This window comes from Burkholderia sp. SIMBA_051 (assembly GCF_046534915.1).
Taxonomy (GTDB): Bacteria; Pseudomonadota; Gammaproteobacteria; order Burkholderiales; family Burkholderiaceae; genus Burkholderia; species Burkholderia ambifaria.
In genome coordinates, this window is the sequence record NZ_JAWRXS010000007.1 from 225,130 (window position 1) to 245,841 (window position 20,712).

Below are 20,712 nucleotides of genomic sequence, written 5' to 3' on the forward strand. Positions count from 1 at the left end.
ATCAATTCGTGAAGAACGGGTCGGTTTTGTTCGCAAACGCTCGTGCCCGGTCGGAACCGCCTTGCGGATCCGTGCCGTTCAACACGACGATCGACGAGAATTCCCCGGCAATCGGTCCTCCGCTCAGATCGACACCCGTGGTCGGCGAGATTTCACCGAAATCGTACGTACTCCAGCCCCGCACTTTTCCATCCTGTTCACCGCGATAGAAATCGGCATGCCGCGACGAATGAATGATGGCCCCTTCAAACGTCTCGCCCTGCAGGCGGATGATCCCTTGCTCCGCGTGCGCCGAAACGTCCGGCGCAAGAAGAAAGCGCTGCACGGCCGCCGCGGGATCCGGCGACTTGACCATGTCCACAATGACAACCTCGCCCAGCCAGTGGACAAACACGAATCTCCGGAAGCTGGTCCAGCAGCCGGGAACGGAGTAAGCGCATTCGATGCGCACGCCGTCGTCGCTTTCCTCGAACCGTTTGATGCTGCCCGACACCGGCCCGTACTTCGCGATCAGTTCGTATCTCGGAAGGCCGTCGAACTGGGACAGAAACACGCCGCTATGGCCCGCCGACGAGGTGATGCAACGTGTATGCGGATTGCGCTGGTCGTACGAGTAGCTGCCGCCATCGACAAACACGTCTTCCCCCTTGTACTGCAGATAAATCGCCGTGTCGTCCATGTGCTTGTGCCAGTTCGTCCGCCCGCCGCAGATCAACGACAGATAGAAGTCGTCGCGCTTGACGACCGCGAACCCGGATTCGAAGAAGCAGAACGACTCGTTGACGGAGGTGACGTGCGAGTCATAGCGAGGCGAGTCGCCGATGGGGGGGATCATGCCGTTCGGAAAAATGGCGAGCCGCAGCGCGCGCATTGCGTTGTCGAGCACGGGTTCGATGTCGGCGCGCATCGATGCCGCAATCCCCAGTTTTCCGAGCGCGTCATGAATCTTCGTGTACAACGACAGGTTGAAGTTGTGGTAACCGATCGTGTTCTCGTTACACAGCCCGTCCTTGTCGAAGGACTCGCCCAGCAGCGAGCGCACGCGGCGCAGGGCCGTGTCGAGATAAACCGCACCGGCCTCGTTCGTCAGAAGCGAATACGTGAACATGAGGGACATGCAGCCCATCAGCTGATGATTGCCGACACCGAGATTGGCCTCCTCGGTCAGCCACTCGGCGCAGTAATGCATCTCATCGAGCAATCGCGGCAACAGAGCGACGCCTCGGACATCCTTCGATTCCCTGACGATCTGATGCAGCGTCAGCATTACCTTCAATCGCTCAGCCGTGGCATGATCGGCGGACGCAATGCCGTTGACGCCGGCACGATGCTCGGCAACGGCTACGTAGTCGAGATAGTCGGACGTCAACGACAACGCCAGATCCAGCGACGCGGCATCGTTGGACTTATGGTACGTCGCCAGCAATCGTCCGATATAAATCAGCGAGTAGTACCACATGCGTACCGAGTTGTTCGGTAGCTCCGAGTTCCACGCGAACTTCTTGTTCAGTTCGACATCGACAGTCGCCGTCGAATACGGAAACGACATCTTCACGACGTTCCCGTGCCGCCACCCGTCGGCCAACGGCTGATACTCGTCGGCAAGGCACACTCGGTCCAGCGACGCCCCATCCGTCGGAACAGACGCCATGAAACGATCTCGCGTCAAGAATGTTCCCTGCGGCTTGTTCCGCACAATCGAATCCGGACGCAAGCCAGCTTTTCCGAACTTCTCGAATGCCTCGGTCAGACCACGGACCCTGCTCTTTCCCACCGGTGTCAATTTCTCGACCACCAATAACCCGCGGAAAAACAGAGCATCGTCGTCGCTGACCTGGAAATACCCCAGAACGCGGAAATCGCTGCCCTTGAACGCGGTTTCGAAATCGTCGTTCGAGATGGGGCTCTGCTTGAAACGCCGTCGCATGTAATTGCAGAGACGGTCATCGGCATCCGGGATACGGTCCGGGAACGGCACCGCGAAGCAGCTTCCATCCATCCAGTCGATCACCGTCTCGCTCAATCCGCGCGACAGATAGCGCTCGAACTCGTGATAGATGGGCATCGGCAAACGTGCAACGCGCCGGCCAATGCGGCTCTCGATCGCCTGCATGACGTCGCCGCTCACCTGCTCGCGCATGAACGCCCGGTTGGCGCCTTTCACCTTCGGCTTGAAGGATGGCGCCAAGGGCGCCGTCACGCTGTCGATCGACGACCGAATCTCCGTATGCCGCGCGTACAGCTCGACCACGCTGTCGTACGTCATGAAAGCGACATCCCGGAAGCCGACACTTTCCTTGAAAAGGTTGATCCCGCCCTGGGATTGTCCGATGTACAGATAGTTGAGGACGCGTACCTCCGGCTGATGCCTGATGAGTTCGTCCACAACGTGAAACACGTTGAGATTCATCGCACCGCTGCTCGCGTGATCCCGATGACACAGCAGGTGATTGACCTGCGCAAGTTCGCCGAAGAGAAAAAGCGTGACGTACGCCACCAGGCGATCGTCCTTGAACACACCATAGAAGCGTTCGGTATGCAGCCGGCAACCGACTGAACTCGGCTGCAATACATGCTCGGGCGGATTCGTGTAGTAGTAGTCGGGAATCGGACGGCCTTGGCGCATCGGATCCGATGTTCGAATCTCGTAAATGTCCTGCCCATATTCGTCAGGATCGATTGCACGGAATTGGTAGCCGAGCCGCCGCGCCTTTCGCACCATATTGCGCGATTTATCACCGATGTCCGACCAATACGCGTCGATCGAATCCGGAATCCCGAGCATCGCAGGCCGCGCGCGTTGCATGCTCGCCGGGATCAGTTCCCCGGTGTCGCGTTCGACATAAACGTCGTCGCGTCCGAACTCGGAGCGCCCTGTCCGCTGCTCGTACCCATCCATCGAGTCGAACCATTTATTGCAATGTACGACGCATGCCGGGGCGCACGCATGCTTCGCGAGGAGCAAATTCGCCGCAACGGGCCGCTGCCCTTGCGCAGTAAGCGACTCCCATTTCTTGATGATGCGACGCGGACGCGCGGCCAGGAATCGAATGCCTTCTTCGACGCCCGTCACGCGAACGTCGTCCAGCACGACGGGCGGCACGCCAATGCCCCACAATCGGATATTGATCGACGTGACTTCCGGCAGGACGACGAATGCGTGGCACAGTCGTTCGCCCTTCACCGACGGCTTCAGGTACTGGTAATAGCCGCCTTTCGTCGGCACGAACCCGATTTCCGTCGCGTGTTGCTCGGTCAGTGCATTACCGTTGATGACGAGAATCAGATTCGTGCCATCCGGCAATCCCCCCGCGATCGTCGCATTGAGTTCGACCGAGGTCCTCGCTGCGACGCTCGCTGCGCAGTAGATCATCGAATGCCGCTCGCTCAACACGACGCGATCCATGTATTGGTCAGCCATCATTCCCCGCAGCAGTTCTTGTCGACGGTGCGGTTCCGATCGTCAACGACCCGCACCGTTATCCTTTTCAGGCCCGCCCCTTTCACGCATGCACGATTCCCTGCACGGCATTGCGAATCATCGCGAGACCGAGGGCTCTCGCGACCCAGCCTCTTCGGGGTGCCTCGCAAAGCACGCCATTTCCCGTTGAATCACCGCATCGTGGGCACTCTGCCGTCGCACACGCTGCGCCGCGGCGGCACTCATGTTTGCAAACAGTCGCGGGTCCCGAATGATCGCCAGCAGTCCTTCGGCAAGTTCGTGCGCGTCCTCTGCCGGCGCGAGCACACCGCACGTTGCGTCGACGAATTCCGGAATGGCGGCAACCGCATTGGTCACCGGGACCAGGCCCGACGCCATCGCTTCGTCGCGCGAAACGCCTTGCGTATCCATTCTCGACGGGCACAAAAATACGCCGTACTCCTTGTGGAGATCCGCAATTTCACGTTGCGTCAGGAAGCGTCGCTCGATTCGAACATTCGAGAATCCGCGAAGCGGCGCTACCGTCTCATCGAAGAGCGCGCCGTCGCCGATCAGGTGGAATTGCATCCGGTCGAAATCCGGCTGGCCCGATAGCTCAAGAATCGCCCCGACGCTCAGATCGTTGGCATAGACCTTGGACGCATACGGCCGAATCGACAGCACCTTCCAGCGCAGTTCGGCATCCTTCTCGACATAGTCGAATCGCGTGGTATCGATCGGGTTATGGATGACGCTGTACGCATCGTCAGGCAGGATCAACTCGAGGTCTTCCATCGCGGTTGTCGCGAGATACTTCGAGACGAAGACGAAGTGCAATGAGGGCGGACGATCCGTCAGCAGAGTCCCCCAGAATTGCGCGCGGCGCTCGCTCTTCAGCGCAGCGGCGGAACGTTGTTCGGCATCGTCGTACAGGAATGCGCGACGCTCGAAGCGCTGGATGTCGGCGCCGTGAACCCAGACGACGATCTTCAGTCGATCAGCGTAAGGCTGCAGCGCGCGCCACATCGCATCGTCGAGGAAGTGGACCAGGACCGAGCGATATCGCCCCGTCTGGAGCAGTCGGTCCAGCACCTCAGCGCCGCCTGTCATCACATCAACGTTCTCGAACTCCTGAAACTCCACTGTCTGTTCGTCACGGAAGCGGAACACGTCGCATCGCACACCATGTGCGCGATAGGCGCGCACCCGGCTGTGCACGAACGCGTTGCGATACAGGTCGTCGTAGGATGGGTAGTGGTTTGTCAGGATGAGATGTTCGCCCTGAGAAAACATATCCGCCGGCAGGAGCGAGCGGTGACCGAGCAGCAACGATTGCACGCGCGCGGAGCCGCTGGCGTAGACCCGCAAGCCGATCCGCAAGTACACCGTGCCCGCCGGCACCTCGATATCGTGATTGCGATTCGAAGCCTTCACGACATGGCCGATCCGCGCCTTTTCGCCATCGAGAAACAACACGACAACCTGCACGTTCAGACCCGGCGAAACTTCAAGATGGAGTTGCAGCTTCCCGTTATCGACCGACAGATCGGACGGCGAAAAATCGCGATCGGCGTACCAATATTCGTGTGAGCCATCAGGCAACGCCGAATCGACCTGCAGACAGCCGCCGCGCTCGACCATCGATACACGACTGTTCGCCGGCGCCTTCGTCAACAGCGATGCCAAATCGCTACCGCGCAATTGCGGAAGCGCATTGCTGTCGAGTCGCTCCGCAGCGACTGCCTCCGCTCTACGCTGCATTTCGTCGAGCGTCAGTCCGTGATCGGACAGGAGCACATCGTCAACGGTCGAGCGGCCCGCCTCATCCAGCGCGACACCGCTTCGGCAGTAGTTGAATTCGTCGACAGCGAAGCACGAAGCGTGGTTGAACTGCGCGGTATACAGTTCCCTCACCCAGTCGCGCAACGACACCGCGGGCAACGTATCGAAACGCGCGATACCCGATCGTGCAGCGATCTCGGTAACGAACGTATACGCTGCGTCATCCCGAAGCAGCGACAGGCCCTTGCTGCCCGACCAAACATACTGGGCAACCTTGCCGATCGCTGGCGCCTGCGCGTAGCGCGTCGCCAGCGCGAGATCCGTCAGATAGTGGGCACCGTAGTAGTCGTCCGCGACCATGACGGAGAGCCACGCGGCAGGCGATGCCAGCGCCTGCAACATGACCGTATCCGATTCAAGCGCAGACAACACGCGCACAGCGCGTCCGTCCGGCACTCCGGCCGGGTCGAACTGCTCCGGCACGACCAATACCAGCGTCTTGGCCCGATATTGCTGCCGCTCGAACGCGCGCAGCAGGCCGTCGGCTTGTGCCTGATCCTTGGCGTACGCAACCACAATGATCTGCGGGAGCAGCGACGGCAAGGTCTCCTCGCTGACCTTCGAAATAACGTAAGCCAGTCGATCCTGATACGTATGCTCGAGCATCACCTTGCGAAGCGCGGCAAGACGGAACTTGCGCGCGCCTGCTTCGTCGTTGCCGAATGCCTCCAGACGTCGCCGAATCTCGGCGCCGCTATCGCTCGTCACGACCAGATCGCCGAACATGAGGCGCACGCCGCGCGAGAAGTTGCTGATCGTGATCGTATTGGACGCCAGCAGTTCATAGACGCGACGCGCGAACATCGACTGTGACTGCTTGATCGAGTTGAGGTTGATCGCGTATCGATAGCCCTTGTATGCCTTGTCGATCTCCGCGTACGGCAGATTGCCGACGACAAACGGCTGGTATTCCTCCGGAAACTGGTAGTTCGCGTCGCTTTTTCCGTAGTTTCTGTCGTAGATTTCCAGTGGTCGAAACTCGGGCAAATTGACAATGAAGTTCCCCAGATCGCGCGTGCGCTCCGGATATCGGACGTAATAGGCGCCGGCAAAGCAGAACGCGTTTTTCCGCTCGTACTTCTCGACGGGATTGTTGACGAGCGGTTGAGCGGCGAACGGCAGCAGATAGACCCGGTCGTGGCCGAGTGCGGCCTTGTAACGATGGATGCAGTCGATGTCCGTCGTAAAAACGAAATCGAACAACTTCGCGGTCGTCAGGAACGTCTCGAAATGGACCGGATCCTCCTTGTTCCAGAAGATCGTCGGAATCTTGTGATCCCGACACCATAGAACGATACCGAGGACTTCCTGACTGAGGTGGCCGACCTTGCTGCCCCAAAGATCATCCTTCCCGCGCCACGCCGATTCAATGAACAGCATGTCCGGATTGAACGCATTCAATTCGGTTTGCCAGTGAGCGGGCGTCAGTTGCAGAAGGTTGCACTCCGGATCGTACGAGCCGAACGTGAACTCGTCCATGATGGCCGCCACCTTGAGTTGCTTCATCCGATGGGCAAGCTGCTGCCCGTCATCGTCGTGCAAACCCTGCAGCCGCGCACGCGCAGCGACCGCCACAGGCTCGACGGCGTCTGCGCGCGATGAAATCGGCGCCGCTTGCAGCATCGGTCGAACGTTGGGACGCTTCAGTCCCTTGGCTTGGTTGTCGTCACGGCGTTGCTTCGACAAACGATGAATCGCCAGCAGCTTGCCCGGCAGGGCGAAGAACCCGCTCCACGACTTGGTGCCGAATATCAGCGCGTGCCCAAGCTGAAACGACAGTGTGTTCTTCGTCCGGAGTATCTGCTGATTTGCGGCAATCAGTTGTTGGCGCAAACGTTCGATCTGCGCGTTCGCTTCGGTGAGTGCCATCTTGTTGCGGACGGCGTCCAGCTTGATTTTCTCGAGGGTCGTCGACGATGACTTCGCTTCCGAGCGCAGCACCGAGAGCATCGAGCCCAGCTCCTGGCGCTCGATCGCGCGCGCACTGCGCTCTGCTTCCAAAGCCGCAATCTTTTTTTCGAGCGCCGCTACACCGGTCGCCCGCAATTGCTCCTGCTGGCGCGCAACGGCCCTTGCCGCATCGACCTCGCTGGTCAGGCTGCCGATCGTCTCGCCGTGCCGTGAAAGCTCGTCCGCGAGCGCGTCGATCGTGACACCGGTGTCCGCGCGGTACTGCCGGAAAGTCTCCTCTTCCCGTTCCCGTATTGCCTTCAGTCCGTTGAATCGGCTCGTGAGATCGGTGATCGTCCGCTGGTACCCGGTGACATCCGCCGCGCCGTCGACGCACAGCGATGTCAGGCCGGCGTCGATACCGGTCGTGGCCTCCCGAGGCTCGCGCAACCGCGCGGCTTCCTCCTCGAGCAGCGACACGAGTTCGTCCTGCGCGGCTCGTTCGGCCCGCAATGCCGCGCATAGCGCCGCATAACGGTCGCGCTCCCGTCGCAAAGCGGCAACCTCGTCCAGACCATCACCCGCACCGACATCGACATTCACGCTCATCCCGACTTCCCTGCCTTTTGAAATTCGTCTTTGCTTTTCCGCGCCATGCCCGAAGCGCGAACGGGAGCAACTCAGCCCCAGATGCCTTTTGTATCGACGAGTCGCTGTGTTTCGCGCAGAGTCGGTTTCATCGTCTTGAATTGCGCGTGGTCGACCAGCATGACAAGGACGTCCGCGCGTGCCAGTGCGTCGTCCAGATCCATCAATCGCGCGCCGCCAAGCTCGAGCTTCTCCGGAATCGCGTCGATATGCGGCTCTACAACGAGGACTTGCTCCGGATACGCGTCGGTGAGCTTGTGCGCGATATCAAGCGACGGACTTTCTCGCAAGTCATCGATATTCGGCTTGAACGCGAGACCGAAACACGCAATTCGGATGTCGCGTCGGGGTTTTCCGGCTTCGCACAGCGAATCGACCGCAGCGCGCACCTTGTCGATCACCCATTGCGGCTTCGAATCATTCACCTCCCGAGCCTGTCGAATCAACTTCGCCTGGCCCGGCGTTTTGTTGACGATGAACCACGGGTCGACCGCGATGCAGTGACCACCGACGCCCGGCCCGGGCTGGAGGATATTGACGCGCGGATGGTGATTCGCGATATCGATCAATTCCCACACATTGATGTCGAGCTTGTCGCAAATGAGGGAAAGCTCATTGGCAAACGCGATGTTGACGTCGCGGAATGCGTTCTCGGTGAGCTTCGACATCTCCGCCGTACGCGCGTCCGTGACCAGCAACTGACCGCTGACGAACGTACGGTAGACCTCTTGCGCACGTACTGCGGAAAGCGGATTGACGCCACCGATCACGCGATCGTTTTCGATCAATTCGCGAATCACCTGTCCGGGAAGGACACGTTCGGGACAATAGGCGACGTAGACGTCGCAGTCGCCCGCGTCCTTCTCCGGAAATACGAGGTCCGGTCGAGCGCGCGCCAACCATTCCACCATCTGCTCGGTCGTACCGACCGGCGAGGTCGACTCGAGAATGACGATGTCGCCCTTCTTGAGAACCGGGGCAATCGATTCGCACGCAGCCTTGACGTATGACAGATCCGGCTCGTAGTTACCGTGAAACGGTGTCGGCACCGCGATCATGAAAGCGTCTGCGGCTTCAGGCCGGGTTGTCGCGCGAAGCCATCCCTCTTTCACCGCCGCGTGCACGACGATATCGAGTTCCGGCTCGACGATATGAATCTCGCCTCGATTGATCGTATCGACAGCATGCTGATCGATATCGACACCGACGACCTTGATCTTGCGCGATGCGAGCACGGCCGCGGTCGGAAGACCGATATATCCGAGTCCGATGACGGATATGGATTGGATGGCATTTTTCACGGAACGTCCTTGATGATGTATGGAGGCGCGGCAACGCTTTGACATGCCGCGCGAATCAGGGCTGACTGATCGCCCTTATCGTGCGCGGCATTACCCGGCGAACGCGCGAACCGGACCTGGAATCGAAGAGAACGCCAGTGGTTCGTTGCGATCGCTTTCGCCGACGAGGTGATGCACGATGCGTTCGCACGCACGCCCATCTCCATACGGATTGTGCGCACGCGCCATTTCCTCGTAGCGCACCGCATCGTCGAGCAATTGGCGACAGGCCTCGACAATTCGGCTGCTGTCCGAGCCAACCAGACGAACCGTTCCGGCCGCCACCGCTTCAGGTCGCTCCGTCGTATCGCGCATCACGAGCACCGGCTTGCCGAGCGACGGGGCCTCTTCCTGAATTCCCCCCGAATCGGTGAGGATCAGCGCGGCGCGCGACATCAGATAGACGAACGGCAGATAGTCCTGAGGCGCCAGCAGATGAACGTTCGAGATGCCGGAGAGAATCTCTTCCGCCGGCTGCTTGACCTGCGGATTCGGGTGAACCGGGTACACGAAATCGACGTCCGTGTAGTGCGCCGCCAGTTGGCGGATCGCCTGACAGATATTCCGGATCCCTTCTCCGAAATTTTCCCTGCGATGAGCCGTCACGAGCACCATGCGACGCCCGCCTGCAAGCGCCGGAAACGTGTCGCGCATTTGACGCTGGAGTGCCTCATCGTGTTCGAGCCTGCGCGTAACCGAGAGCAACGCATCGATGACGGTATTGCCCGTCACGATGATGTCCTCGTCGCGAACCCGTTCGGCTACGAGGTTCTCGCGCGACGCCTCGGTCGGCGCGAAATGAATGTCGGCGAGCTGGCCCGTCAGCTTCCGATTGCCCTCTTCGGGCCACGGCGAGTGCATGTCGCCGCTACGCAGCCCCGCTTCGACGTGCCCCACCTTGATCTTCAGGTAGAACGCCGCCAGCGCGCTCGCGAAGGTGGTCGTCGTATCGCCATGCACCAACATGTAGTCCGGGCGATACGATGCGAGAACCGGCGTGATCTCGTTCACGATGTCGCACGTGATCGACTGGAGCGTTTGCCCCGCCTTCATCAGATTCAGATCGTAATCCGGCTTTATCTCGAAAAGGTCGAGTACCTGGTCCAGCATTTGCCGGTGTTGTGCGGTGACGCATACGCGGCAATCCACACCCGACCTCCCCCTAAGCGCGTGTACCAGCGGCGCCATCTTGATCGCCTCCGGCCGCGTGCCAAACACGGTCAGAATTTTCATGATAATTATCGTTGCTATTATTTTTTACGAGCCCCCGAAGGAGCAATCTGCCGGTGCGTTCGTGCCAACGAGCCGCCCGCGGCCCTCTCGGTGTCACGTGACGCGCCCTCTACGCGTCATGTGACGTGCTGCCACCATCACCAGAAGATCAGCTTCGCGGCCACTGCCATCTGATAGAGGATTTGCGTAATCCCGCGCGTGATCTCGATACTCTTCGACCTCACCTTCGGCAACACCATGAGCTCATCGCCGGCCTCGACCTTCGTACCGCTGTCGGCCAGTTCGGCCTTGCCGTTCTGATGAATCACGATGATCTTGCTGTTGTCGGCCTTCTGCGTGTATCCGCCGACATGCGCGACATAGTCGCTTGTCGTCATGCCCGATTGCCATTCGACCGCGTTCGGGAAGAGCACCTCTCCATGCACCATGACGACACTGGTTCTTTCGGGGATGTTGATGACGTCGCCATCCTCCAGAATCACGTTGCCCATCGTCTGCTCGTTGAGCACCACCTGCCCCTTGAACTCGGTCTTGCTCGCGAGCGCAGCAAACTTCGTGATGTTCTCGGCTTCCTTCGAGCGCAGATTGGCCTCTTCGCTCGTCGCGGACGGCGCGGACAACGCCGCCTCCTGAAGCTTCTGCAATTCGACGCCGAGCATTTCCTTTTGCCGATCCGCCACCGACTTGCGGAACAACTGGGCCTCGTCCACGCGTGACAATGGATTTTTGCGAACCTGGCTCAGCACCTGCGCCATCGTGGAGCCATACGGGAGCACCAACGCATGCTCTCCCGAATGGGCGCCCTCGACGCGAACCTGAATCGTGCCGGCGTAGCGATCCGACGTGACCGCGAGCTGATCGCCGTCGTTGAGCCTGACGTTCGAAGCATTCGAAATCGGGTAATACTCGGTGGTCCGTTCGGTGCCCTGGCGACGCACGATGCTGACATGCGTTGCACCCGGTTTCGGTCGCGCAACCGCAAGCGCCTGCTGAAGCGTAATGACCGGCGTGGCGAACTCGAAGTCGTATGCGTTGTAGACCTCGCCGCGCACCGAGAAGACGTGTTCGCGCGGCCCAACGACGATCACGTCGCCATCGGCCAGCTGCAGTTGATCGATCTCACCGTTCAACAGGAAGTCGTACAGGTTGAAGCGCTTGCGCACCGCTCCGCCGCGCTTCACCATCACGTCGACATAGCTGCCTCGGTCGACGTCGACACCACCGGCTTTGTCGAGATAGGACAGGATGCTTTCCGACGCGATGCCGCCATACATGCCCGGCTGCTTGACATATCCGGTGACGAAAACCTTTACCGGCTGCGCGACGTCCAGGCTGGCATAAACGTTCACGTTTGCCTTGTAGACTTTGCGCACTTCATTCAGCACACGCCCGTTCAAGTCGGCATTTCGAACACCGGCGACCGTAACCGGCCCGACATTCGGCACGAAGATATTTCCCTGCGGATCGACGGTCAGCTGCCCGTCGAATACGAAAGCACCCCACATCCGCAGCGTAACGGTGTCGCCAATGCCAACCTGATAAGCCGGATTGAATCCGGTCCCCCGACTGTTGTGGAACGTCCCGCCGAACAACTGCGAGCCGAACATGCTGTTCGGCGCCTGCGGAGCGACACTGACGTCGACCGGACTCGGAGCCATCCCGCCGGATCCACCTTGCTGACGCGACACCTTGCCGCCCTGAAGCATCATCGCCCCGGCCGCGACGTCGTCCGGGTTGTACCCGAAACCCGTCGAGGCAGCACCGCGCTGTCCGCCGTCAGCCGCGGCCCTGGACGACGTCGAACCACTATCGCTGTCGGTTCCCGAGAGCCCGAACAGCGTATCGCTGAGCCCGGCCCACCCCGCCGTGCTCGCGGCGCCCAGCATCAGGGCAATCAATGCCTTTCGGCCTGTTGATAGATTGATCATCTCAATATTTGCATTCGTCGATGCCTGCTTGCATTCGCCACCCCGTCACGGCAACGACGCTGTACCGGCCATTCAAGTTCGTGCGAACTGCCACCCCGATACGACATCCCGGCGGCAGTCGTGTCCGTTACGTCCGGTGATCTTCGATGATCGCTTGTGCCAGCCTCACGACACCGAACAACAACAACAATCCGACAACCAGGGACATCATGATGTGCAGCCTGCGCGGGTACTCGGCCTCTTCCGGCAGGTTGGGCGTCACGATCACGGACAGGCTCTTTGCCTTGTGCCCCGATTCGATCCGAGCTTTTTCGAATGTCGACAGCGATACCTTGTACAGGTCGGCCGCAAACTGGAGGCGCGACTTGAGTTCCGCATACTGCGCGGCCGTACGGTTCATCTTGCCGTCGCCGGGCGCACTGAGCTTGGCTCGCTCGACGGCAATCTGCGCGACAAGCGCCGATAGCGCGTTGCGCTTCGCCACGACCGGCGGCGCGTCGTCGTTCATGTAGGTCTGCAGGTTGCGCAATTCCGCTTCGAGCTCCGCCTGCTTCGACTGCATTTCGACCACCATGCGTCCGCCCGCCTCGGCGCTCGCCGTCGGATCCAGCATGCCGGTCTTGTTTTCGAACGCGATCACCGCATCGCGTGCCGTCTTGACTTCGTCATACGACCGATCGATTTCCTCACGCGCAAACAGCATGTCGTTACGCGAAATGCGATGCGACAACTCGTTCAGGAAAGTTTCGCTTTCGCTCAGCAACGTTCGATTGAACGTCTGCGCGAAGGCCGGCGACAGACCTTGTGTCCGAATCGTCAACAGCCCCGTCTTGTCGTCTACATCGACGCTGACACGCCGCATGTAGTACTTCAGCGTTTCCTCTCGCGTGGCGTGCGGCGAAAGCCGGTTGAACCAGTCGAGCCCGACATGCCCGAACGCCTCCTTGAGCTTCAGCCGCGCATCCACTTTCGCCAGCATGTCCGGCGATTCGATGTACTGCTTGAGCACGACTGCGTCGTCCCGCGCCGATGCATCGCCGCCGCCGCCAAGCAGCGCCTGAATATTCAGCCCCGTGCCGACGGAACGTCCGGAGTCTTTGACCAGCACCTGCGATTCACTGACGTAGCGATCCCGGGAAACCAGCCCGAGATACAACCCGCACACAACGAGCGGTACCGCGACAAGCGACACCTGCAGCCGATGCCCGCGCAGCTTCCCCAACCAATCAGACATTGTTCTCTTGCTTGTAAACTTCGATCGCCTCATTCACGTCGGGGTAGTACGTGACTTTCCCGTCGCCGATCAGCAACCCGACGTCGCAAACCCGACTTACCTCGTCGAGGCCGTGCGACACAAATATGAACTGGCTGACGGCGCGCCTGGCCATCATCAACGCCTCGCTTTTTTTTCTAAAAACGGCATCGCCGACCGCCGTCACCTCGTCAATCACGTAGTAGTCGAAGTCGAACGCCATCGACAGCCCGAACCCCAATCGCGCCCGCATGCCGGTGGAGTAGCTGCGGATCGGCATGTCGAAAAACTTGCCGAGTTCACAGAAATCCGCGACGAACCGCACCTTCTCCGCCAGTTCGCCCTTGCTCGCGTACAGGCGTGCGACGAATTTGACGTTCTCGCGCCCCGTCATGCTGCTTTGGAATCCGTTTGCGAGACCAACCGGCCACGAAATGCGCCGGTTCGTCACGACCCGGCCGCGATCGGGCCGATCAATGCCGCCAATGATGCTGAGCAGCGTGCTCTTGCCAGCGCCATTACGCCCGATCAAACCAATACTTTTCCCCGATGGCACTTCGACATTGACGTCCTTGAACACGTAATGCCGACCCGACGGCGTCTTATACGATTTCGTGAGATTCTCGAGTCGAATCATGATCTCAGCAGGGAGGGTTCACGTGCCTTGTACAGGGCCATACCGGCGAACAGAACGACAAGCGCGCAAAACGCGGGGTATGCGAGACCGACGTTTTCAGCCGCGTATGCCGGCACGATCGTGTGCCGCAATAACTCGAGAATATGAACGAGAGGATTCCACAATACCCAGCTGCGGTATTCCGCCGGAATGGTTGTCAACGGATACATCACCGCACTGGTGAAATAAAGGGGCCGCATGAACAACGGGATGACCTTCTCGCTGATCGGGAACTCATGGCCAATAACCATGAAGATGATCCCGATACCCAGCCCGAGAAGCACGAGTATCGTCCAGATTCCGGCGAGTTCCGGAATATCACCCAATTGAACCGGCTGCCCACCGAGGCCGAGAATAACCAGCAATACAACCAGGACGACCGCGCTGATAATACATTCGAGACCCGCACGTGCAATCAGTGTATCCAGCGGATGCACCGGACGATAGCTCAGCAGTCCGAGGTTTGCCTCCAGCGCGTTCAACGATCGCAGCGCGATGTTGATGAACATGAAGTACGGTACCAGACCGCAGATGAGAAATACAGGAAACGAAATACCGGGCATCGTATGTTTCGCAATCAGCCCCAGGATTGCGAACAATACGAGCATGTGAACGACAGGCTCGAGAAATACCCACAGATATCCAAGCCTGTGCTTGCCGAACCGGGTCTTCAGTTCGCGCAAAAACAATGCATAAACGACTCTTCGCTGAATAGCAAATTCTTCGCCCAGCCTGGACTCCTCGTCTGGCGGCTCTACCATACCCAACCCCGGTCCCACTTTTATCGTTTGCGCCCCGTGCGTGGTGAAACTTTTGCCCCACGCTCCTAATTTTTTAAATCACCTCAAACTACCGAGGCGCCGCATTGTACCAGCTTACATGCGAGAAAACTTCCTTACCTTTAAACGTTGTTAACGCTTCTACACATGCTTTCGATTTGCGCAACACATCTGCTTGCCGCAGTAAAAAATGCCGCCCCTTTGTCGCGCAATGCAGACCTGCGAGTTATTGTCGCAGCGTGTTGTAAAATCCGGTAATAATCAGACCGGATACAGGCTGAAACCGCCAGATTCATCTCACCCCGGAGCCCCCATGCCGAACCTGGAAACCGCCCAGCAATTCCTGATGACCCGCGGCCTCGACCTCGGCCTGAACCTCCTCGCCGCAGTCGTCTTGTGGTTCATCGGCCGCTGGGCGATCCGCCTCGGCACCCGTCTGCTCGGCAAGGTCGTGCGCCGCAGCGGCAAGGTCGATCCGACGCTCACCGACTACCTGACCTCGGTCGTCGGCGTGCTGCTGACGATCCTGCTGATCCTCGCGATCCTGCAGATCTTCGGCGTTCAGACCACGTCGTTCGCCGCACTGCTCGCCGGCCTCGGCCTCGCGATCGGCACCGCCTGGGGCGGCCTGCTCGCCCACTTCGCCGCCGGCGTGTTCATGCAGGTGCTGCGTCCGTTCAAGATCGGCGACGTGATCAGCGCGGGCGGGGTCACGGGCACGGTGAAGGAACTCGGCCTGTTCGGCACGACGATCATCACCGCCGACAACATCGTGACGATCGTCGGCAACAACAAGATCTTCTCGGACAACATCGCGAACTACAGCGCGACGCCGCATCGCCGCGTCGACCTGACCGCGAAGATCGCCAACAGCGTCGATGCCGTCGACGCGATCAACCGCCTGAAGACGCAGATCCAGGTGATCCCGAACGTGCTGAAGGTGCCGGCGCCGGACGTCGGCGTGCTGCAGTTCACGCCGGAAGGCCCGCTGCTGTTCGTGCGCCCGTCGACGCAGCCGGAGAATTACTGGCAGGTGTACTGCGATACCAACCGCGTGATCCTCGAGACGTTCCGCGACGCGCAATACCCGACGCCCGAAACGCCGCTCGCGCATCGCACCACCTGAACCGCACGAACCGCACGGACGAAAAAAAAGCGTGGCGACCGCCACGCTTTTTACTGCGCCGAAGCGAAACGTGCCGGCTCAGCGCCCGCCCGTCTTCCGCGCATCGCCCGAGTGCCGCCCGCGCACCAGCTTCCACAGCGCGCCAAACGCGATCGGCACGATCGCCGCGCCGATCCCCACCAGCACGATCACGTTCAGATACTGGCGGATGAACGGGATATTGCCGAAGAAGTAACCGAGCAGCACCAGCAGCAGCACCCAGACCAGCGCGCCGATCACGTTGAACAGCTGGAACCGTGCGAAGCTCATCGACGATGCCCCGGCGACGAACGGCGCGAACGTGCGCACGACCGGGATGAAGCGCGCGAGCACGATCGTCTTGCCGCCGTGCTTGTCGTAGAACGAGTGGGTCTTCTCCAGCGCCGCGCGGTCGAGGAAGCGCTCGAGCACCGGGATATGGGTATTGAACACCTTCGGCCCGACCCAGCGGCCGATCACGTAGTTCAAGGTATTGCCGGCAATCGCCGCGACCAGCAGCAGCACGATCAGCACGACGACGTTCATGTCGCCCGTCGCCCCGAACGCACCGCCGATGAACAGCAGCGAATCGCCGGGCAGGAACGGCAGCACGACGAGCCCCGTCTCGCAGAACACGATCAGGAACAACACCAGATACACCCATGCGCCGTACTGCCGGATGAAGTCGCCGAGGAACGCGTCGATATGCAGGACCAGGTTGACGAAATGAAGCAGCGTATCCAAATGCGATTCCTCGAAGGCGAAAAGGCCGTAGCGGCCGGAAAAAGCGGAAGCGCCCGCCAGACAAGGCGGCGCGCGGAACGGAGCCATCATACCGAAACTACCTTAAGGCTCCGTGAAAAAACGTAACCGGCCGCGGCCCCGGCATGCATCCGCCGCCTCGCTATAATTCGGCCATGTCCGAAATCACCGAAACGGCCGCGGGCGCCGCGCCCGCCCCTGCTTCGCGCCCACTGCGCGCGATCCAGCCCCTGCCCGACCAGCTGATCAGCCAGATCGCCGCTGGCGAGGTCGTCGAACGCCCGGCGTCGGTCGTCAAGGAGCTGCTCGAGAACGCGATGGACGCGGGCGCGACGACGCTGCGCATCGTGCTCGAGGAAGGCGGCGTCAAGCGCATCTCGATCACTGACGACGGCTGCGGGATTCCGCCCGACGAACTGCCGCTCGCGCTGATGCGCCACGCGACCAGCAAGATCCGCTCGCTCGAGGAGCTCGAGGCGGTCGCGACGCTGGGTTTTCGCGGCGAAGCGCTCGCGTCGATCGCGTCGGTCGCCGAAATGTCGATCACGAGCCGCACGGCGGAGGTCGCCCATGCGACGAAGATCGACGCGACCACGGGCGCGCTGTCGCCGGCCGCCGGTGCGGTCGGCACGACGATCGAGGTGCGCGAGCTGTACTTCAACACGCCCGCGCGCCGCAAGTTCCTGAAAAGTGAGCAGACCGAGTTCGGCCACTGCCTCGAAATGATCCGCCGCGCCGCGCTCGCGCGGCCGGACGTCGCGATCTCGGTGCTGCACAACGGCAAGGCCGTCGAGCACTGGAACGCGACCGAACCCGCGCAGCGCGTCGCGAAGATCCTCGGCGACGGCTTCGCTACCGCGCACCTGCCGCTCGACGAGCAGGCCGGGCCGCTCGCCGTCTACGGCTGCGCGGGCCTGCCGACCGCGAGCCGCGGCCGCGCCGACCAGCAATACTTCTTCGTCAACGGCCGCTTCGTGCGCGACAAGTTGCTCACGCACGCGGTGCGCGCGGCGTATGAAGACGTCCTCCACGGCGACCGCTACCCGTCGTACGTGCTGTTCCTCGACCTGCCGCCCGAAGCCGTCGACGTGAACGTGCATCCGTCGAAGATCGAAGTGCGGTTCCGCGATTCGCGCTCGATCCACCAGTACGTCTTCCACTCGGTCCAGCGCGCCCTCGCCCGCCATGCGGGTGCGTCGCCGGAAACCACCGCGGGCGGCCACGCCGCGCAACTGTCGCCGGCGCCGGGCGGCCCCGCGTCGTTCCTGAATACGCCGCTCGGCCTGAGCGCGGCCACCGGCACGGGCGGCAGCGGCTTCTCGTCGCCGTCGTCATCCTCATCGTCGTCCGGCAACACGTGGATGCGCCAGGCGCGCATGACGCAGGGCACGCTGCCGGTCGCACAGCCGCTCGCGCTCTACGACGCGCTGTTCGGCCGCAAGGACACGGGCGCCGGCACGCCGGACGGCACGACCGTCATCGCGCACGGTTCGGCGAGCGCGCCGAACACGCCGCCGGGCTTCGTCGCGTCGCCGCTCGCGGCCACCGCGCACGACGAGCAGCCGCTCGGCTTCGCGCTCGGCCAGATCCACGGCATCTACGTGCTCGCGCAGAACGCGCACGGCCTCGTGATCGTCGACATGCATGCGGCGCACGAGCGGATCCTGTACGAACAGTTCAAGAACGCGCTCGCCGACCGCACGATCGCCGTGCAGTCGCTGCTGCTGCCGATTTCGATGACGGCGACGCCGGTCGAGATCGGCACGGTCGAGGAAGAGCGCGACACGCTCGAATCGCTCGGCTTCGACCTCGCGGTGCTGTCGCCGACGACGCTCGCGATCCGCGCGGTGCCCGCGCTGCTGAAGGATGCTGACCTGCAGTCGCTCGCGCGCGCGGTGCTCGCCGACCTGCACGCGTTCGGCGGCTCGCGCGTGCTCACCGAGCGCCAGCACGAATTGCTCGGCACGCTCGCCTGCCACCACGCGGTGCGCGCGAACCGGCGCCTGACGCTCGACGAGATGAACGCGCTGCTGCGCCAGATGGAAGCGACCGAACGCGCGGATCAGTGCAATCACGGCCGGCCGACCTGGTATCAGCTCACGCTGAACGATCTCGACCGCCTCTTCATGCGCGGCCAATGAGCGCTTCATCGCAGTCCCGTCCGACGACGATCGCCTGCCTGCTCGGCCCCACCGCGTCGGGCAAGACGGCCGCCGCGCTGGCGCTGGCCGCGCGCCGGCCGATCGAGATCGTCAGCGTCGATTCGGCGCTCGTCTATCGCGACATGGATATCGGCACCGCGAAACCGACACGCGACGAACGCGCGAGCGTGCCGCACCATCTGATCGACATCATCGACCCGGCCGATGCGTATTCGGCGGCCGAATTCCGCGCGGACGCGCTGCGCCTGATCGGCGAGATCGCCGCGCGCGGCCGCACGCCGCTGCTCGCGGGCGGCACGATGCTGTACTACAAGGCGCTGACGCAGGGTCTCAACGACCTGCCGACCGCCGATCCGGCCGTGCGCGCCGAGCTCGACGCCGACGCCGCGCGCGACGGCTGGCCCGCGCTGCATGCGCGGCTCGCGCAGGTCGACCCGGCGACGGCCGCGCGGCTCGCGCCGAACGATTCGCAGCGGATCCAGCGCGCGCTCGAAGTGTTCCTGCTGAGCGGGCAGCCGATGTCGGTGCTGCTCGCCGCGCCGCGGCGCGCGGACGACGAGGCCGCCGCGTACCGCTTCATGCCGGTCGCGCTCGAGCCGTCGGACCGCGCGGTGCTGCACGCGCGCATCGCGCAACGCTTCGACGCGATGCTCGACGCGGGCTTCATCGACGAGGTCGAACGGCTGCGCCGCCGCGAGGATCTGCATCTCGGCCTGCCGTCGATGCGCTGCGTCGGCTACCGGCAGGCCTGGGAATTCCTCGACGGCGACACCGACTACCGGACCATGCGCGACAAGGGCATCTTCGCGACGCGCCAGCTGTGCAAACGGCAGATCACATGGCTGCGTGCGATGCCCGAGCGGATCGTCGTCGACTGTGTCGCGCCGGATGCGACCGCGCACGCGCTCGACACGCTCGAGCGCGTGCTGGACGACCGCCTGCCGACCTGAGCCCGGCGCGGGCGCGGGTCAACCGCCGCGCTGGCGCGCCGCCAGACGCGCGCGCGCGCCATCGACGATCAACGCAACGCCACGCTCGAACGCTTCGTCGCCGCCACGCTCGCGCAGCGCAGTCCAGCCCTGCGCGAGGAGCGGATGCTCGGCCGTGTCAGGCAGCGTCGTGTCGGTTTCGCGTTCTGCTTCCGCCTGCTCTTCCAGCACCCAACCGACCACGAAGCGGCCGAGCGCATACATCACGTCGACCGCTTCGTCTGGCGCAAAGCCCGCCGCGGCCAGCAGCGCCACCTTCCGTTCGATCGAATCGAAATGCAGTGTGCGCGGCCGCGTACCGGCATGCAGGCGCGCGCCGTCGCGATAGGCGAGCAGCGCGCGACGGAAACCGCGCGCATTCTCGAGAAGCCATGCATCCCATGTGTCGCCCGGCCGCGGCAGCGACGCGCCGTGGCGCTCGAGCATGATCGCCTCGGCCATCGCGTCGAGCAGCTCGGCCTTGTTGCGGAAGTGCCAGTACAGCGTCGGCGACTGCACGCCAAGCCGCTCCGCGAGCCGCCGCGTCGACAGCCCGTCGATACCGACCTCGTTCAGCAGATCGAGCGCCGCGCGCATCACCGTGTCGCGCGTGAGCCGCGCACCCGTGTCCTTCATCTCTATCACCGATAGGGAAACTATGGAATAA

13 protein-coding genes are annotated in these 20,712 nt (G+C 61.9%); 3 read left to right on the forward strand and 10 right to left on the reverse strand.

The features are described from left to right. Window position 1: 1 nt before the first annotated feature. From SB771_RS19210 to SB771_RS19245, 8 genes are all read right to left on the reverse strand, one after another. Window positions 2–3,406, reverse strand: a complete 3,405-nt coding sequence (locus SB771_RS19210; protein WP_175661463.1) for a heparinase II/III family protein — start codon at window positions 3,404–3,406, stop codon at window positions 2–4. A 132-nt stretch (window positions 3,407–3,538) separates the two neighbouring features. Next, complete coding sequence (locus tag SB771_RS19215; RefSeq protein WP_175661464.1) at window positions 3,539–7,762, reverse strand: glycosyltransferase; 4,224 nt, start codon at window positions 7,760–7,762, stop codon at window positions 3,539–3,541. 71 nt (window positions 7,763–7,833) lie between these two features. Further along, window positions 7,834–9,147 (reverse strand): UDP-N-acetyl-D-mannosamine dehydrogenase, encoded by a 1,314-nt coding sequence (gene wecC / locus SB771_RS19220; protein ID WP_244096812.1) that lies wholly within the window; start codon window positions 9,145–9,147, stop codon window positions 7,834–7,836. A 45-nt stretch (window positions 9,148–9,192) separates the two neighbouring features. After that, window positions 9,193–10,377 (reverse strand): non-hydrolyzing UDP-N-acetylglucosamine 2-epimerase, encoded by a 1,185-nt coding sequence (gene wecB / locus SB771_RS19225; RefSeq protein ID WP_341770293.1) that lies wholly within the window; start codon window positions 10,375–10,377, stop codon window positions 9,193–9,195. 134 nt (window positions 10,378–10,511) lie between these two features. Further along, window positions 10,512–12,302 carry a polysaccharide biosynthesis/export family protein gene (locus tag SB771_RS19230; protein WP_175661467.1) on the reverse strand — a complete coding sequence of 597 codons (1,791 nt, stop codon included), beginning with the start codon at window positions 12,300–12,302 and terminating at the stop codon, window positions 10,512–10,514. Between the two features lie 127 nt (window positions 12,303–12,429). After that, window positions 12,430–13,524: a lipopolysaccharide biosynthesis protein gene (locus SB771_RS19235; protein ID WP_233465671.1), complete on the reverse strand. Its 1,095-nt coding sequence runs from the start codon at window positions 13,522–13,524 to the stop codon at window positions 12,430–12,432. 4 nt (window positions 13,525–13,528) lie between these two features. Then, the gene (locus tag SB771_RS19240; protein WP_006750676.1) at window positions 13,529–14,191 is read right to left on the reverse strand and encodes an ABC transporter ATP-binding protein; all 663 of its coding nucleotides are present in this window, start codon (window positions 14,189–14,191) and stop codon (window positions 13,529–13,531) included. Then, window positions 14,188–14,991, reverse strand: a complete 804-nt coding sequence (locus SB771_RS19245) for an ABC transporter permease (RefSeq protein WP_175661468.1) — start codon at window positions 14,989–14,991, stop codon at window positions 14,188–14,190. Before SB771_RS19245 ends, SB771_RS19240 begins: the two co-directional genes overlap by 4 nt. Window positions 14,992–15,322: 331 nt before the next feature. On the opposite strand from SB771_RS19245, the gene SB771_RS19250 reads away from it, so the two are divergent. Then, window positions 15,323–16,135, forward strand: a complete 813-nt coding sequence (locus SB771_RS19250) for a mechanosensitive ion channel family protein (RefSeq protein ID WP_126227209.1) — start codon at window positions 15,323–15,325, stop codon at window positions 16,133–16,135. Between the two features lie 78 nt (window positions 16,136–16,213). Here SB771_RS19250 and SB771_RS19255 read toward each other — a convergent pair whose 3' ends face one another. Further along, complete coding sequence (locus SB771_RS19255; protein ID WP_041491321.1) at window positions 16,214–16,897, reverse strand: DedA family protein; 684 nt, start codon at window positions 16,895–16,897, stop codon at window positions 16,214–16,216. A 173-nt stretch (window positions 16,898–17,070) separates the two neighbouring features. Between SB771_RS19255 and mutL the strand changes: the two genes are divergently transcribed. Together mutL and miaA are read left to right on the forward strand one after the other, a co-directional pair. Beyond that, entirely contained in the window at window positions 17,071–19,056 is a 1,986-nt protein-coding gene (gene mutL / locus SB771_RS19260) for a DNA mismatch repair endonuclease MutL (RefSeq protein ID WP_175661469.1), read from the forward strand. After that, window positions 19,053–20,027, forward strand: coding sequence for a tRNA (adenosine(37)-N6)-dimethylallyltransferase MiaA (gene miaA / locus SB771_RS19265; protein ID WP_175661470.1), 975 nt, complete (start codon window positions 19,053–19,055; stop codon window positions 20,025–20,027). The genes mutL and miaA overlap by 4 nt, the downstream gene beginning before the upstream one ends. An 18-nt stretch (window positions 20,028–20,045) precedes the next feature. On the opposite strand, the gene tetR is transcribed toward miaA, so the two are convergent. Next, a complete protein-coding gene (tetR, locus tag SB771_RS19270; RefSeq protein ID WP_175661471.1) occupies window positions 20,046–20,681 on the reverse strand; it encodes a tetracycline resistance transcriptional repressor TetR in 636 nt (211 codons plus the stop codon). Between the last annotated feature and the right edge of the window lie 31 nt (window positions 20,682–20,712).